Source organism: Gordonia sihwensis NBRC 108236 (genome assembly GCF_000333035.1).
In the GTDB taxonomy this organism is placed as follows: Bacteria; Actinomycetota; Actinomycetes; order Mycobacteriales; family Mycobacteriaceae; genus Gordonia; species Gordonia sihwensis.
In genome coordinates this window covers 296,631-309,151 of the sequence record NZ_BANU01000001.1, presented here as the reverse complement: position 1 = coordinate 309,151, position 12,521 = coordinate 296,631, and the positions used below count along the sequence as shown (strand labels likewise).

Sequence of the window (12,521 nt, the reverse complement as noted above, 5' to 3'; positions counted from 1 at the left end):
GGCTGCTGCACGAGTCGCTGGAGTTCGACCGGCATCTCGATGATGTTGTCGACCACCGTCACCACCGGCTTCTCGACCCGGCGATGGATGTTGACGGGCTTGTCGACGACCTCGTCCTCGATCGTCACCACCGGGCGTTCCACGGCGCGGCTGACGCTCACGGGCTTGTCGACGATCTCGTCGACCACCGTCACAACGGGTTTCTCGATCAGCCGCGAGACCGTCGCCGGCTTGTCGATGATGGTGTCGACGGTGTTGACCACCAGCCGTTCCACGATCCGCTCGAGCGTGACCGGCTTATCGATGACCTTCTCTACCGGGTTCTCCACCAACCGCTCGACGGTGTACTCGCGGTCGACGACGTTGTCGACAATGTTCAACGCCGGATCGTTCTCCTGCGGCGTCCCGCCGTTGGCCATCGCCCCTCCTTGTGCGCGCTGCTATCACCGAAACCCTTCCACAGGGCGGCAGAAACTTCCTAGCTGGACCCTAAGGTTACGCGGCAGCCGAATGACATGGACACACAGTGAACTCGATCCGGTTCGCACCATCCGCGGGCCTGCCGGAGATGTTCAGACGACGAGAGATGTTCAGACGAAAAGGATCAGAGGCCCACCGTTGCCGGTGGGCCTCTGATCGAATGTGGCCAGAGTCGGGATCGAACCGACGACCTTCCGCTTTTCAGGCGGACGCTCGTACCAACTGAGCTACCTGGCCGGACGGTGCCGGTGAAAAACCGAAACCAAAAAGCGACCCTGACGGGACTCGAACCCGCGACCTCCGCCGTGACAGGGCGGCGCGCTAACCAACTGCGCCACAGGGCCATATTCAATTTGTTGCCTTGAGAACCTTATCAGACTCTCACCGCGTACCCCCTACGGGATTCGAACCCGCGCTACCGCCTTGAAAGGGCGGCGTCCTAGGCCGCTAGACGAAGGGGGCCGGTGTTCCTCGTTGGGAGCGAGACAAACTTTATGGCACTTCGTCGACAGAACGCAAATCGTGTGGTCAGCGACGTTTTTCGGCTATTCACACGCACATCGAGGGTGATCGGCGAGCGCCGCGCCGACAGCCGTCGGAGACCGGAAGCGAAGAAGCCAGGCCGGAGATGTTCTCCGGCCTGGCTTCCACCAGTGCCCCCAGTAGGGCTCGAACCTACGACCTGCGGATTACTAGTCCGTCAATTGAGCCTTCTCCGTCCGTAGAAATGGAACTGGACGCGGCGTAGGCCGACCAGGGCCACCGACTACGCAGATCATCCGCAGCATCGGCAGCCGGCCGACGACGCAAGAGTCGATGGTCTGATCCTCCCCTTATATAAGGCCTCAGCCCGATCAGGGACTGCGGCCCCGTTTCTGGGTGCCGATTTCGTTTTTGTGCCCCATGTGATGAATGGTGCTCATGTGAAAATTGATGCAACGGCTCACACGATCGGACTCGCCGATTTCGAGCTCTGGCAGACCGCGCGCCGCCTCTCGCGCGTCACCATCGTGGAACGAACCAGAGTCATCCGCCTGCTCCACGCCGAAACCGGCATCCAGCCCACCACCATCGACGCCATCGCGATCATGGAGTGGCTCGCCTCCCACGAACACGACTGGTCGGACAGCACCAACGCCACGTACATCACGTACCTCCGCGCGTGGTTCAAGTACCTGCAGGTCAGCGACCGCCGTGCAGACAACCCGATGGTGAAGCTCGGACAGCCGGTCATCCCCGAGCGAGAGCCTCGGCCGATCTCCGACCAGGCCGTGATCGATCTCCTGCAGGCCCGTATGCAGACCAAGACTCGAACAATGATCCTGCTGGCGCTCCTGGCAGGACTGCGCGTGCACGAGATCGCGAAGGTCCGCGGCGAAGATTTCGACCTGCGCGCCCGTCTGCTTTGGGTGAGAGGAAAGGGCCGCAAGACGAAGTCGATCCCGCTCCATCCAATCCTGGTCGAGCTCGTCAGCGAGATGCCCGAGACCGGGTACTGGTTCCCTCGGCGCGGCTACCCCTCGATGCCGGTGCACTCCAAGAGTGTCTCCGACGTCGTCGGCCGGACGATGAAGCGGGCCGGCGTCCGCGGGTCTGCCCACCAGCTGCGCCACTGGTACGCCACGACACTGCTCGATGATGGTGCGGACCTGCGCGTCGTGCAAGAGCTGATGCGACACAAGAGCATCGCCTCGACCCAGATATATACAGCCGTCCCCACCACCCGCCGCCGTGACGCGATCGACTCCCTCGACGTACTGCGCGGCGTGCGGTCGCGACACGAGCAGCGTCCCGAGCTCGTCTCCATCCCCCCTGCCGCGTGACTGCCGCCCATCGACATGGCGAAGCAAAAGCGCCCCGCCTCTGCTGAGGCGGGGCGCTCCTGTCGAGGGCGGCAGTCACGCGACTAGGAGTCTGACTTCTTTCGTGAGCTGGTAAAACCGAACTTGAGGCGTCGCTGCTCGCGAGAAGTCGTGTAGTCGCCGACATGTCCAGTCTTCAGCGCTTCGACTGCTTCCGGCTTGCGGATGCTGCCTCGCGTCTCCTTCTCTTGGGTCATCGCGGCCCCTTTGCTAGTCGGTGTAGACGCCATCGTAACCACCCAACATTGCGTCAAGGTTACGAACTGACGGTCCGACACAGTTTCGGACAGCTAGGCCGTTTCGGCCAAATCGGCAAGCCTCACCCCTTCAGGGCTTCGACTCTGTATGAGACCGCCGCAATGTTCGCAAGCAGCTCAAGAAACGGCAGATCGTCGACGCTCAGGTCCTCCGATCCCGGCGCATCTACCGTCAGCACACCGTGGATGCCTTCTTGTGTATCGGCCGATGCGATCGGCACCGTGATATAGGAGCCATACCGGCGATTCGGTTCCTCGACCTCTGTTACCAGCCGGTAGTCGAGGCTCATCATCGCGTCCCAGGTCTCGTCGCCCGGTCTGAACTTCCGTCGGGACTTGTCGCCTCGACCATAGAAGCACCCTGGGTCCAACGTCATGAGTCGGGCCGAAGCCCGTCGGAATAGGTTCGCGCGCACTGCTGGCGCATCAGGTGCCACCACCGTCGCCGCGGCAACCACAACTCCTTGACGAACCTTCTGCGCGAGACTTCGGCGCTCGTCCGCGTCCGCGGTCGACAGTGCCTCTCCGAGAAGCTCAAGGAGCGGCTTCAGGTCCTTGTCGAGCAGATGCGCGCGCTCCTTGCGTGCCGTCGCGAGCAGTGCGTCCCGCTCCGCGGCCGCCTCGGTGCGCACCTGGTTGATTGTCTCGAGCTTCTGCCCTATGCCTTTTGAGCGGCAGTACCCGAGCACGATGGCGACGATCGACAGTACGACGCCGGCCACAAGCAGCAGCCTCCGGCACCAGCCGCCATCAGCGAACGCCGCCAACGCCAGCGATGCGGAACCGACTGTTGTCAGGGCAGAGATCGTGCCTCCACTTATGCCCGCACACTTCTCGTAGATCGCTTGACGCAGCACCGCGCTCGAAACCTCTTCACCTTGTGGGAGAACTGATGATGACGACCGTACAAGCGGATCGCGAAAAACCCGCAAAGCACTCCAGCTTGTGGCAGATGAGCACAGAGTGACAGCTGGTGCCACGCCGCCGTCGCTTCAGATTCAGTCGAACGTGAACTTCGGGGTGACGTCGACCGATACCGGTCCAGTGCCGTTGACGATGATCGACGAGTCGAGCTGCTCACCGCGCAGGAACGTACTGCCGTTCCATATCCCGTAGTGGGAGACGGTCTTACCCGCTGGCACCAGCAGCGGGACCGCGGAGCCCTGCACCTGCGATTCGGTGCCGGTGTCGGTGGCTGCGGCCCACGTCGTCGTACCGGACGCCGGGGTGGTCGCGATGAGGCCGGCACCGGTGGTGCCGGGGTCGGACTCGTGAAAGGTGACCTTCGCGCCGAGGCTCGCGATGAGGTCGGCGATCTGCTTGCGGTGCGCGGCGGTTTTCGCCATGTCAGTAGTCCTTCTCTCGTGAGATCCGTCCGGAGCTGCTGATGCAGGTCACGGATCGGTCGATGGTGATGGTGCGGTCGGCGGCGATGCGGATGACGTCGGCGAGGAACTCGAACGCAGGCGCCGCCGGGTCTGCGAACGGGGCGTAGTCGTAGTCGATGTGGTCGAGGGTGATGAGCAGCCCGGTATCGGTGTCGGTGGTCGCGGTGATCTGGGAGCCGAGCGGGACGATCAGCCGATCCGGGACTCTGGCGGGCAAGGTGATCTGCATCAGTACACCTGCCTGGCGATGATCCAGACTCGGCCCGCGCCGCCGGCGCCGCCGCGGGTCCGGTTGCCGAATACGCCGCCGTTACCGCCGGCACCGGCGCCGCCGGGCGCGCTCGCGGCACCGCCGTTTCCGGTGCCGGATGCGCCACCGGTATACGTGGTGCCCGCGTAGGTGAAATCCGGGACCGGGCGCCCATTCTGGTAGTCGCCGGTCCCCGACCCACCAACGCCTTGCGCAAAGACCACGACGTTCGGGCCGATACTGTAGCTCACAGAGCTGACGCCGCCGGGATTCGGCCCGCCGTAGTCCGAGTTCGGCGCCTGCGCCCCTCCTGCTCCGACCGTGACCGAGAGCGCCGATGCATCGAACGGGATTCGGCTCGTGGATACCCATTCGTTCAGCCGCACGATCGTTTTCCCAGCCCAGGTGCCAGGGATGCCGCCCTTGCCGGCGCCGCCGAGGACGCCCGACCCGGACTGTCCCGACGCGCCGCCGCCGATCACGACGAAATCCAGGTGCGTACACCATCCGGGTACCGGGTAGGAGAAGACGCCGGGCTGGTCGTAGACGGTGATCTCCGGCGCGTGCACCGAGAACCGCCCCATCGCACCGTCCGATGAATGGCCGACTGTCGGCGACCCGGACAGGTGCGCGAGCAGAGCAGCACTGTCCCGGCTGTGAGCGTGGCCGGTGCCCGTGAGGTGCCAGCGGATCATTGCCTCCGCGCGATCGACACCGTGCGAGCGGCCCGTGCCGGTCAGGTGCGCCACGAGCGCGGCGCTGTCGACCATCGAGGCCGAGCCGCTGCCGGTCAGGTGAGCGCGCAGTGCAGCGGCGTCGAGGGCGCGGATCTCGTCAGTGCCCGTCAGATGCGCCCGCAGCGCTGCCGCATCGCGACTGGAAAACTCCGAGGCCAGTGCAGCGGCGAGTCGAGCACGCATCCAGCCCTGCACCGGATCTGCTACCTGTGGGCCGTCCGTGCCGACCCAGCCCTGCTGCGGCTCGACCTCGGGTCTACTGGGGGACCACATCAGCTGCTACCCAGTTGTCGATCCTGCCCGAGTCGAGCAGCGCCGGCTTGGACACGATCAGTGCACACCACCTACGGCCGTCGCCGTGCGGCACCACGCTCGCGCTGTCGACCCACGATGCCACCAGCTCTCCATTCCGGTACAGGCGCGCGGTCGTGTCGGAGGCTGTCCAGGTGCCGACGTACCGGCCGTCCCCGCCCGCGCCCGACGCCCGCTGTGTCCGGCTGCCCGCCGAGCCCGTCTGGATCGAGCACGATCCCGAGTCGACGACGAACCACAGTCCCGACCCGAGGGTCGAACTGCAGCAGGCGCCGACTCCGGCAATGCCCGACCCAGCGGACACATCGAACTCGACTCGCGCGTTGTCGGTGAGGAGCTGCTGACTGTACGTCGCGGTCGCGGTCCCCGACTCGAGCACGCCGCCGCGATGCTGTACCCGGTTGCCCGAGACGCCGATGTTCCCCGACGTCGACCAGCGCGGCCCCAGAGATCCTCTGTTGAAATCGTCGTAGAAGTAGCGCGGGATCGCCGTCTGACCGAGGTCGATGCCGACCGAGACAAACGGTACCGGCCCCTGGTACATCGAGTCCCGCACACCGATCGCGATCTCGGCTGGCGTGGCGCTGCCGGACGGATCGCGCCCGGACCCCGGGGCGTACGGCCGGAAGCCGGAGATCGGTGTCGGGTACGGCAGATTGATACCCGCGATCTGCACCGTGCCCGACCCGGCCACGCGGAACTGCACCTCGAGCACGTCACCGATCTCGACGGGGATCGCCGGGAGAATGACCTGCTGCCACGCCAGAGCGCCGCCGACATTGCCCGACTGGTCCGTCGATGAGGCGACGTAGGACGACGAGCCGTTGGCGTTGAGGCGGTACACATCGACGAAGAACGAGGTGACCGACCCTGACTTCGACGCCAGGAAGGTGAACACCTGCCGGTCCGCCGAGGACGGGAACCGGACCGACGCCCACGGCGCCCACGACGCCGTCGCGTTGATCGTCGGCACACCCATCCCGACAGACACTTTGAGGCTGCCCGCGTCGTGCGAGTGCGACGTCGAGTAGACGGAGTGACTGTGGTTCTCGCCGCCTGCACTGGTGAAGCCGGTGGAGCTGGACGCCCCGTCCCTGGTCCCGGTGCTCCCTGTGACCGAGGTGGTGTGGCTGTGCAGCATCAGCATCGAGTACGGGAATGACACGATGCCGGTCGGGTCGGGACCGGACTCCCACACGCCGACGCCCGACCGCACCGCGATCACATCGGCCACGAACGAGACCTGGGAGCTGACCGACGCGACGGACTGGTTCGCCTGGTCAGTGCGGTCGTTGAGACCGCCGACCTCGGCGATGATGTCCGCGATGGTGCCTCCGACTACTGGGACGCGGCGGATCGCGCGCAGGATCGCATTGATGATGTCCTGGATCCAGTTGCTCGTCGACGTCCACCCGTCCTTGAAATCCTGCACGATGCCGTTGATCGCGGTGACCGCGCCACCAGCGACGATCGAGGCGAATTGCTCGACCATCGTCCAGAACTGCCCGAGGTCATCTGCCAGACCAGCAATCCACTGCTGAGGCAACGACGCGGTGGGCTTGGTCAGCGACGTGTCGTCGAACCAGACCTGACCGGCGGTCAGCCCGGCGTCGACCACGAGTGTCAGACACACCGAATCGACACCGGCTGGCGCAGGAATCGCCGCGGCCGAGAGCTTCGACCATCCGCCCGCCGCGGCGGGATCGGTGACCGCCGCGATCTGCGTCGTCGAGACCAGCGTCTCGCCCGAGTACCACCGGTACATCAACCGGATCCCGGTACCGCCGGCGGCGGTCACGCCAGCCCAGCGGACCCACGCCTCGGCCGCGACCTTCTGGCCCTCGGCGACCTGCACCGGCGTCGCCAGCTGCATCCCGGCGACACCGGTGCAGTCGTAGCGCGCCGAGCCCGGCGACGTCCGGCCGACGTCCGGGTCGTAGGCCCAGCCGTCGCCCTCGACCATCGACACCGCGCCATCGAAGTCGGGGTTCGGGAGCAAGTTCGGCGTCGTCGGCGCGAGCAGTCCGATCGGGATGACGCCCGAGAGCAGCTCGGAGAGCGCCCGGCCCGGGTTCGTGATGAGCTTGAAAACCCAGTCAGTCAGGTCCGGCAGCCACGACAACCCCGGCGCGTGCTCGTCGATCCACGCGGCGAGCGCCCCGGTATCTCCGCCGAAGGTCTTGATGACCGCGACGGCGAACTCGCGCACCTCATCGAGGAGTTGCACAACGTCGGGCTTGGTCGCCAGTCCGCCCTCCCCTGCGAGGATCGCGGCGAGGTCGGGATCGATCGGCAGTCCGCCGGTGCGCGACGGGATCCGGGATCGGTCCAGTGGCGAGACCGGCGGGTCGAATAGTTCGCCGTCGAGGCCGGACGGGTCGACGGGGACGTCGTCGTACCAGTCGCTGTAGACGCTCATCCGAGATCCGGGATCGTGAGGACGCGCAGTTGCGCGTCAGCCTGACCGAGTGTCCACGTCCCGGACCCCGACTCCCGTACGCCGACGACGTACAGCGTCGCCGCGGTGCCGGCCGAGACGCGGCCGGTCGCGGTGCCGGGCGCCGCGGCCGCGGACTGCTTGCCCGATTCCTGCGACGAGAAGTGCGGCCCGATGTCGCATACGCCGGTATGGACACCCAGCCCCTTCCCGACGATCTGACCCGAGGTCGGGTCATTGAGTCGCACCAGCAGTGCGACCTGCGTCGAGGACAGGAGCCCCTGCCCGATGCGGGCGTGCCCGGAGACGTCGATGTGGTAGTCGTACGGCAGTGCCGGGAGAGCCATCGTCGCGACGGTCTGCGTCGCCGCGTTGCCCGAGTACGCCGACCACGCCGACTCCGGCAGCGTGTACTGGCTGACGCCCGGCGCCGCCGCACCCGGGCCGACCGGCTTGTACAGTCCGGCGGTCGCGTCCCACACCGGGACCGCGCCGTTCGGTCGCGGCGAGGTCTTGTCGTACAGGCCCCAGTCCCCGCCGGGCCCGGGCGGTCCGGGCTGCGCCGGCACCTTGAAGTGGAGGTTCGGGGCGCTGGCGGGGCCGGAGACCACGACCTCGAACGGATCGGCCTCGTCGACGAGTTCGCCGGTGGTGGTGATGTCCGGGACCGGTCCCGGCAGGCCCGGCCCGAACGCATCGACGAAGTAGTTCCAGGTGGTGCCGGACCAGTACGCGATGTCACCGGTGCCGGTCCCGTCGCTGACGACGTAGGCCTTGCCCTTGTCCGCTGGGGTGTCGGACAGTGTCGGGAGCTCGCCGGCCGAGGCGACCTGGCCCTGCCACTTGAACGGTGCCGCCGGGGTCCCCCGTTCGCCCGGGTCTCCCTTGAGCACCGGTAGCGCCAGGTCTGCGTCCTCGCCGGTGATCGAGAGCTGAGCCTGCATCATCGGCGGCTCGCCGGGCGGGGTCGCCAGCCCGAAAACGCGGCAGCGGAGCAGGATGTCGCCGAGATGGGTGCCAAGAGATGCCATGAAATGTAGTCCTTCTGCACAGGAGGTGGAGGCGAGGTCAGGGCTCGCCCGGGTGGTACTTGTCTGCGATGCGGTCCTGCCGGTCCAGGCGCGTCAGTACGTCCTCGACGAGCTCGGAGATCTGGTCGTTGGTGCGCTTGTCAGCTTCACGGCGCGCCTTCTGCTCGCGGATCTGCTCATCACCGATACGCCGCGTCCTCTCGTCGACCGTCTGCACGATCGCGGTCACCTTGTCGAGGTCGTCCCGAAGGTTCGTCTCGTGGTCGTTCTCGACCTGGCTCCTGATCGCGCGGTTGTGGCTGCGGGACCGCACAGCGACCACCGCCGCGGTGATCGCAGCGATGGTGGCCGGTAGCCCGGCCAGGAAATACGCCCACAGGTCCATAGCGCTGTCGGCGTGGATCATCTGCTCCGCAACGCCGCTCACTCATCCGCCTTTCGGTGTCGGCCAGAGGGCGCAGCAGGCAGCGCGGCCGGAGTATTCGGGTCACCGACACCCGAGGACACGAGCGAGGTCGCCACAGAGAACACCGCTGCGAACCCCGCGGTCTTGAGCGCGAGCACCCAGTCGCCGCCGGACATCGTCGCGGCCGTCGATGCCGACACCGCGATCGCCGCGAGCGACTGCACCGCGGTCTTGGCCGCGCGCTCGAGCGCCTCACGCCAGAATCGTGCGGTCCACATCAGCGTGCCGCCAGAATCTCGATGGCCTCGGACGGATGCCAGAGCATCGCGCCGTGCTCGAACTCCTGCCGGCGGCCGCCGTCAGCGGTGGGCTGCTCGTCGCCGAGCGGGTACCCGAGACGGCCACCCTCCCATCCTTCCCTGGCCCAGCGATCGCCGATCTTGCCGTGGATCAGTGCCCCCTCGACCGGCCCGCCCGAGTACGTGTACAGGACGCCCTTCTCGAATGCCTGGCACTGGCCGCCGTCACGGAGCGCGCGGTTCGCCTCCCACTCCGGGTAGCCGAGGTTCCACTCGTAACCGCGCTTGTCGAAGGCCTCGCCGATCGGGCCGGCCGGGATCACGTGTGCGCCGGTGCGCGGGTGCCAGTAGATGCGGCCCCCGGCGAACTCGGCGTAGCGGCCGACGCCGTCCTTGCAGATCCGCTCACCGGTGTGCAGCCGAGCTCCGATCTCGGGATGGCGGCGAGCGCACTCATCGATCATGTTCGGCACCGGCTTCGGTGCCGGCGGCGCCGACTTGTAGATGCCGAGGTACCCGCCGCGCAGTTTCGCCGCGAATGCCGCCGCTCGCTGATCACCCTCGGCGACGCCCATCTGGTAGTGCATCTCGTCGGCGCGGTCCCAGTCCGCGCCCCAGAACACCAGGCCCTCAAAGAGTCGGAGGCCTTCGCGGACCTTGGCCTTCTTCGCCGCCGGCATGGTCCGCGACCCCCACGGGTACCGCGGAGCGTTGACGTCGACCGCGGTGCCGGAGAGGTGATTGGAGTTCGCGACGTCGTTGGTCGCCGACCAGCCCCACACCGGCGACACGATCTCCTCGACGTTGCGGTCATACCAGTACAGCCAGGCGCCCAGGATCGTCAGCGGCGCGCCCTTCCGGATGGGTGCGGTGTCCACGTAGTACAGGTCCGGGATCGTGACGAGTCCGCACTCGTCGCGGTTGCACATGCGCCACCCCGCCTCCGAGGTGGAATAGCCGTAGACAGTGCGGAAAGACATCGTGTTCTCCTTCAGATATGACGAAGGCGACGCCCCAGGATTGGGGCGCCGCCAGGCAAGGGGTAGAGCGGGTCTATTCGGAGGGATGGTCCGCGGCGTCGAACCGCGCGAGCTCGGCGCGCAGATGCTCGCGCTCGTGCGGTGTCATCGACGCCGGGTCGGGCAGCTGCATCTCGATCGGGTCCTCGATCGTCACCGGCACCCACACGCCGGTGTTCCCGGGCATGTGGGAGCCGCGCGGCGGCGGCCAATACTTGACGGCCGCGGGCGCGACCTTGCGCAGGCCGCACGCCTCGGCGTGGGTGGCCAGTCGGTTGCGCTGGTCGCTGTCGAGGTACACGGCCTGCCCGTCCGGGAGCAGCGGTACGTCGCGGAAGAAATCGGCGAACCGGTGTTGCCGGCCGGGTGTCGGGTCGGCGCGCCAGATGGCGGGCAGATCAGTCATGTCAGTGCTCCAAGAAGAGTTTCCGCGCGACGTCGCGCATCTGATTCCAGCGGCCCCACAGCTCGGCGATGGGGTCCTCGTCTCCGGTGTCGTCTCCGACGACCAGCGCGTACCGCATCTCGGTCTCCCGGTCCAGGCGGTGCTTGATGTTGGTGATGCGGTCGACGTAGATCGATCCGTCCGGCATCTCGAAGCAGCACGCCGAGCCCTTCTTCACGTCGCGGTAGATCCGGTACGGGAACCCGTCGATGACCTCGACAGTGCGGACCATGCGCGGCTTGGAGTCGAACCACCCCTTGCGCAGTGCGATCGCGGTGGCCATACCGAAACCGACGCTGGCCTCCGAGCACCACACGTGGCGGAACGCGAAGCGGCCGGCGCCGCGGGCGCGGCGGCGATCCTCGGTCTTGGCGAACGCGAGCACAGTGTTGTCGAGCTGCCCCTGGTACAGGTTGCCGAGGCCGGGGATTCCCATCGTGAACCCCACGTAGTCCAGCGCCGTCGAGATCGCGAGCGTGATGGCCTGATTCACCCACTCCGGGCTGCGACCACCAGTCCAGAACACGGTGCCGAGGCTCTTACGGAGACTGATCCGTCCCTCGACGATGCCCGAGTACTCGCCGCGGCGGTAGAGCGGCCACGGCTTCGCCGGCGCCAGGCCGAGCTTGTCGCCGAGCGGATGCTGCGACGGATTCTTCGGCAGCAGCGACGGGTCCAGTATCGGGTGCACAACCTCCGTGATCAGGTCGTCGGCGAGACCGACGAGCAGATGAATGTACCCATCGACGAACGTCCCGGTGATGCCGGGCACGAGCTCCTCGTGCTCGATGTCGAGGATGAGCGTCGGACGCACCAGCGTCACGTGCGACGGGAACGGCTGCGGGTCACCGGGGAGCCACTGCCGTGCGACCGGCCAGCAGTCCGCATCGCGCAGCTGGTCGATCATCGCCGGCAGCGCCATGTCGAAGCGGAACGCCGCGAGGACCGGCTTCGTCGCATCGCGCAGCGCAGTCAGCGGCGACACCATCAGCGGCCACCGGCGAGGGTCGACGGCATCGCGGTACGACGCGATCGAGAACGGATTGTCGACGAACCGCCACAGCGGCGAGTACGTGACCGCCAGAGCCATGTGCAGCGCGAGGAGAAACTGCGTCCGGATGTTGCCGAGCGCGACCCAGTAGTGGATCGGCTGCAGCTGCGGCGGCAGCATCGGCACCGCCATCAGGATCAGGTGCTCCCAGTGCGCCAGCGCCGTCGTCCACTGCACCTCGACGATCTGCGTGCCGTCCTCCTGATCGACCAGGTCGACGTTGACGGCCTTGAAAGCGACCCGCGATTCCCACCCGATCGACGGATCATCGGGGTCGACGAGCTCGACGGTCAGATGCAGATCCTCGTCCGGCCGGATCAGGTCATAGCAGTAGTGGCCCTCCGGGGAGTCGTACGCAAAATGCGTCACGCCGCCACCGACCGACCACGTCGGGTCCTCCCCCTCGTGGTCGATCACCGACCGCACCTGCAGCGGGTACTCCATGTTCCCGTCCCACAGCTGGATCAGAGTCGACGAGAAGTGAGCCCGCCGCGCCGCGTCATCGCGCTCGGACAGTTCGTGGTAGATCCGATCGAGGTCACTCATG

General features: G+C 66.9%; 12 protein-coding genes, 3 tRNA genes and 2 pseudogenes. 1 reads left to right on the top strand and 16 read right to left on the bottom strand.

Annotated features, from left to right (window positions below; all coding sequences use genetic code 11):
• From GSI01S_RS01635 to GSI01S_RS01620, 4 genes and pseudogenes are all read right to left on the bottom strand, one after another.
• Nucleotides 1-419 (bottom strand): annotated as a pseudogene (locus GSI01S_RS01635) (hypothetical protein); the annotation flags it as partial.
• 224 nt (nucleotides 420-643) lie between these two features.
• Nucleotides 644-717 (bottom strand) — tRNA-Phe (locus GSI01S_RS01630).
• Between the two features lie 33 nt (nucleotides 718-750).
• Nucleotides 751-824: transfer RNA gene (locus tag GSI01S_RS01625), tRNA-Asp, on the bottom strand.
• Between the two features lie 45 nt (nucleotides 825-869).
• A tRNA-Glu gene (locus GSI01S_RS01620) sits at nucleotides 870-942 on the bottom strand.
• A 461-nt stretch (nucleotides 943-1,403) separates the two neighbouring features.
• On the opposite strand from GSI01S_RS01620, the gene GSI01S_RS01615 reads away from it, so the two are divergent.
• The gene (locus GSI01S_RS01615; protein ID WP_006894550.1) at nucleotides 1,404-2,303 is read left to right on the top strand and encodes a tyrosine-type recombinase/integrase; all 900 of its coding nucleotides are present in this window, start codon (nucleotides 1,404-1,406) and stop codon (nucleotides 2,301-2,303) included.
• Between the two features lie 358 nt (nucleotides 2,304-2,661).
• Here the strand turns inward: GSI01S_RS01615 and GSI01S_RS01610 are convergent, their stop codons facing one another.
• The 12 genes and pseudogenes from GSI01S_RS01610 to GSI01S_RS01555 form a co-directional block, all read right to left on the bottom strand.
• The gene (locus tag GSI01S_RS01610) at nucleotides 2,662-3,456 is read right to left on the bottom strand and encodes a GAF domain-containing protein (protein WP_006894548.1); all 795 of its coding nucleotides are present in this window, start codon (nucleotides 3,454-3,456) and stop codon (nucleotides 2,662-2,664) included.
• Nucleotides 3,457-3,597: 141 nt separating this feature from the next.
• A complete protein-coding gene (locus tag GSI01S_RS01605; protein ID WP_006894547.1) occupies nucleotides 3,598-3,945 on the bottom strand; it encodes a hypothetical protein in 348 nt (115 codons plus the stop codon).
• A gap of 1 nt (nucleotide 3,946) precedes the next feature.
• Nucleotides 3,947-4,216: a DUF7233 domain-containing protein gene (locus GSI01S_RS01600; RefSeq protein ID WP_006894546.1), complete on the bottom strand. Its 270-nt coding sequence runs from the start codon at nucleotides 4,214-4,216 to the stop codon at nucleotides 3,947-3,949.
• Complete coding sequence (locus GSI01S_RS19430; protein WP_006894545.1) at nucleotides 4,216-5,247, bottom strand: glycine-rich domain-containing protein; 1,032 nt, start codon at nucleotides 5,245-5,247, stop codon at nucleotides 4,216-4,218. The genes GSI01S_RS01600 and GSI01S_RS19430 overlap by 1 nt, the downstream gene beginning before the upstream one ends.
• Complete coding sequence (locus GSI01S_RS01590; RefSeq protein WP_006894544.1) at nucleotides 5,231-7,705, bottom strand: hypothetical protein; 2,475 nt, start codon at nucleotides 7,703-7,705, stop codon at nucleotides 5,231-5,233. The genes GSI01S_RS19430 and GSI01S_RS01590 overlap by 17 nt, the downstream gene beginning before the upstream one ends.
• Nucleotides 7,702-8,754 carry a hypothetical protein gene (locus tag GSI01S_RS01585; RefSeq protein WP_006894543.1) on the bottom strand — a complete coding sequence of 351 codons (1,053 nt, stop codon included), beginning with the start codon at nucleotides 8,752-8,754 and terminating at the stop codon, nucleotides 7,702-7,704. Before GSI01S_RS01585 ends, GSI01S_RS01590 begins: the two co-directional genes overlap by 4 nt.
• Nucleotides 8,755-8,791: 37 nt before the next feature.
• On the bottom strand, nucleotides 8,792-9,181 hold the full coding sequence (locus tag GSI01S_RS01580) for a DUF2746 domain-containing protein (protein WP_006894542.1): 390 nt from the start codon (nucleotides 9,179-9,181) through the stop codon (nucleotides 8,792-8,794).
• Nucleotides 9,178-9,438 (bottom strand): holin, encoded by a 261-nt coding sequence (locus GSI01S_RS01575; RefSeq protein WP_006894541.1) that lies wholly within the window; start codon nucleotides 9,436-9,438, stop codon nucleotides 9,178-9,180. Before GSI01S_RS01575 ends, GSI01S_RS01580 begins: the two co-directional genes overlap by 4 nt.
• Entirely contained in the window at nucleotides 9,438-9,923 is a 486-nt protein-coding gene (locus GSI01S_RS20455; protein ID WP_244874916.1) for an LGFP repeat-containing protein, read from the bottom strand. The genes GSI01S_RS01575 and GSI01S_RS20455 overlap by 1 nt, the downstream gene beginning before the upstream one ends.
• Nucleotides 9,924-9,929: 6 nt before the next feature.
• A pseudogene (locus tag GSI01S_RS20450) lies at nucleotides 9,930-10,439 on the bottom strand (M15 family metallopeptidase); the annotation flags it as partial.
• 73 nt (nucleotides 10,440-10,512) lie between these two features.
• On the bottom strand, nucleotides 10,513-10,884 hold the full coding sequence (locus tag GSI01S_RS01560; RefSeq protein WP_006894536.1) for a phage gene 29 protein family protein: 372 nt from the start codon (nucleotides 10,882-10,884) through the stop codon (nucleotides 10,513-10,515).
• A gap of 1 nt (nucleotide 10,885) precedes the next feature.
• Nucleotides 10,886-12,520 (bottom strand): Gp37-like protein, encoded by a 1,635-nt coding sequence (locus tag GSI01S_RS01555; protein WP_006894535.1) that lies wholly within the window; start codon nucleotides 12,518-12,520, stop codon nucleotides 10,886-10,888.
• Nucleotide 12,521: the final 1 nt, after the last annotated feature.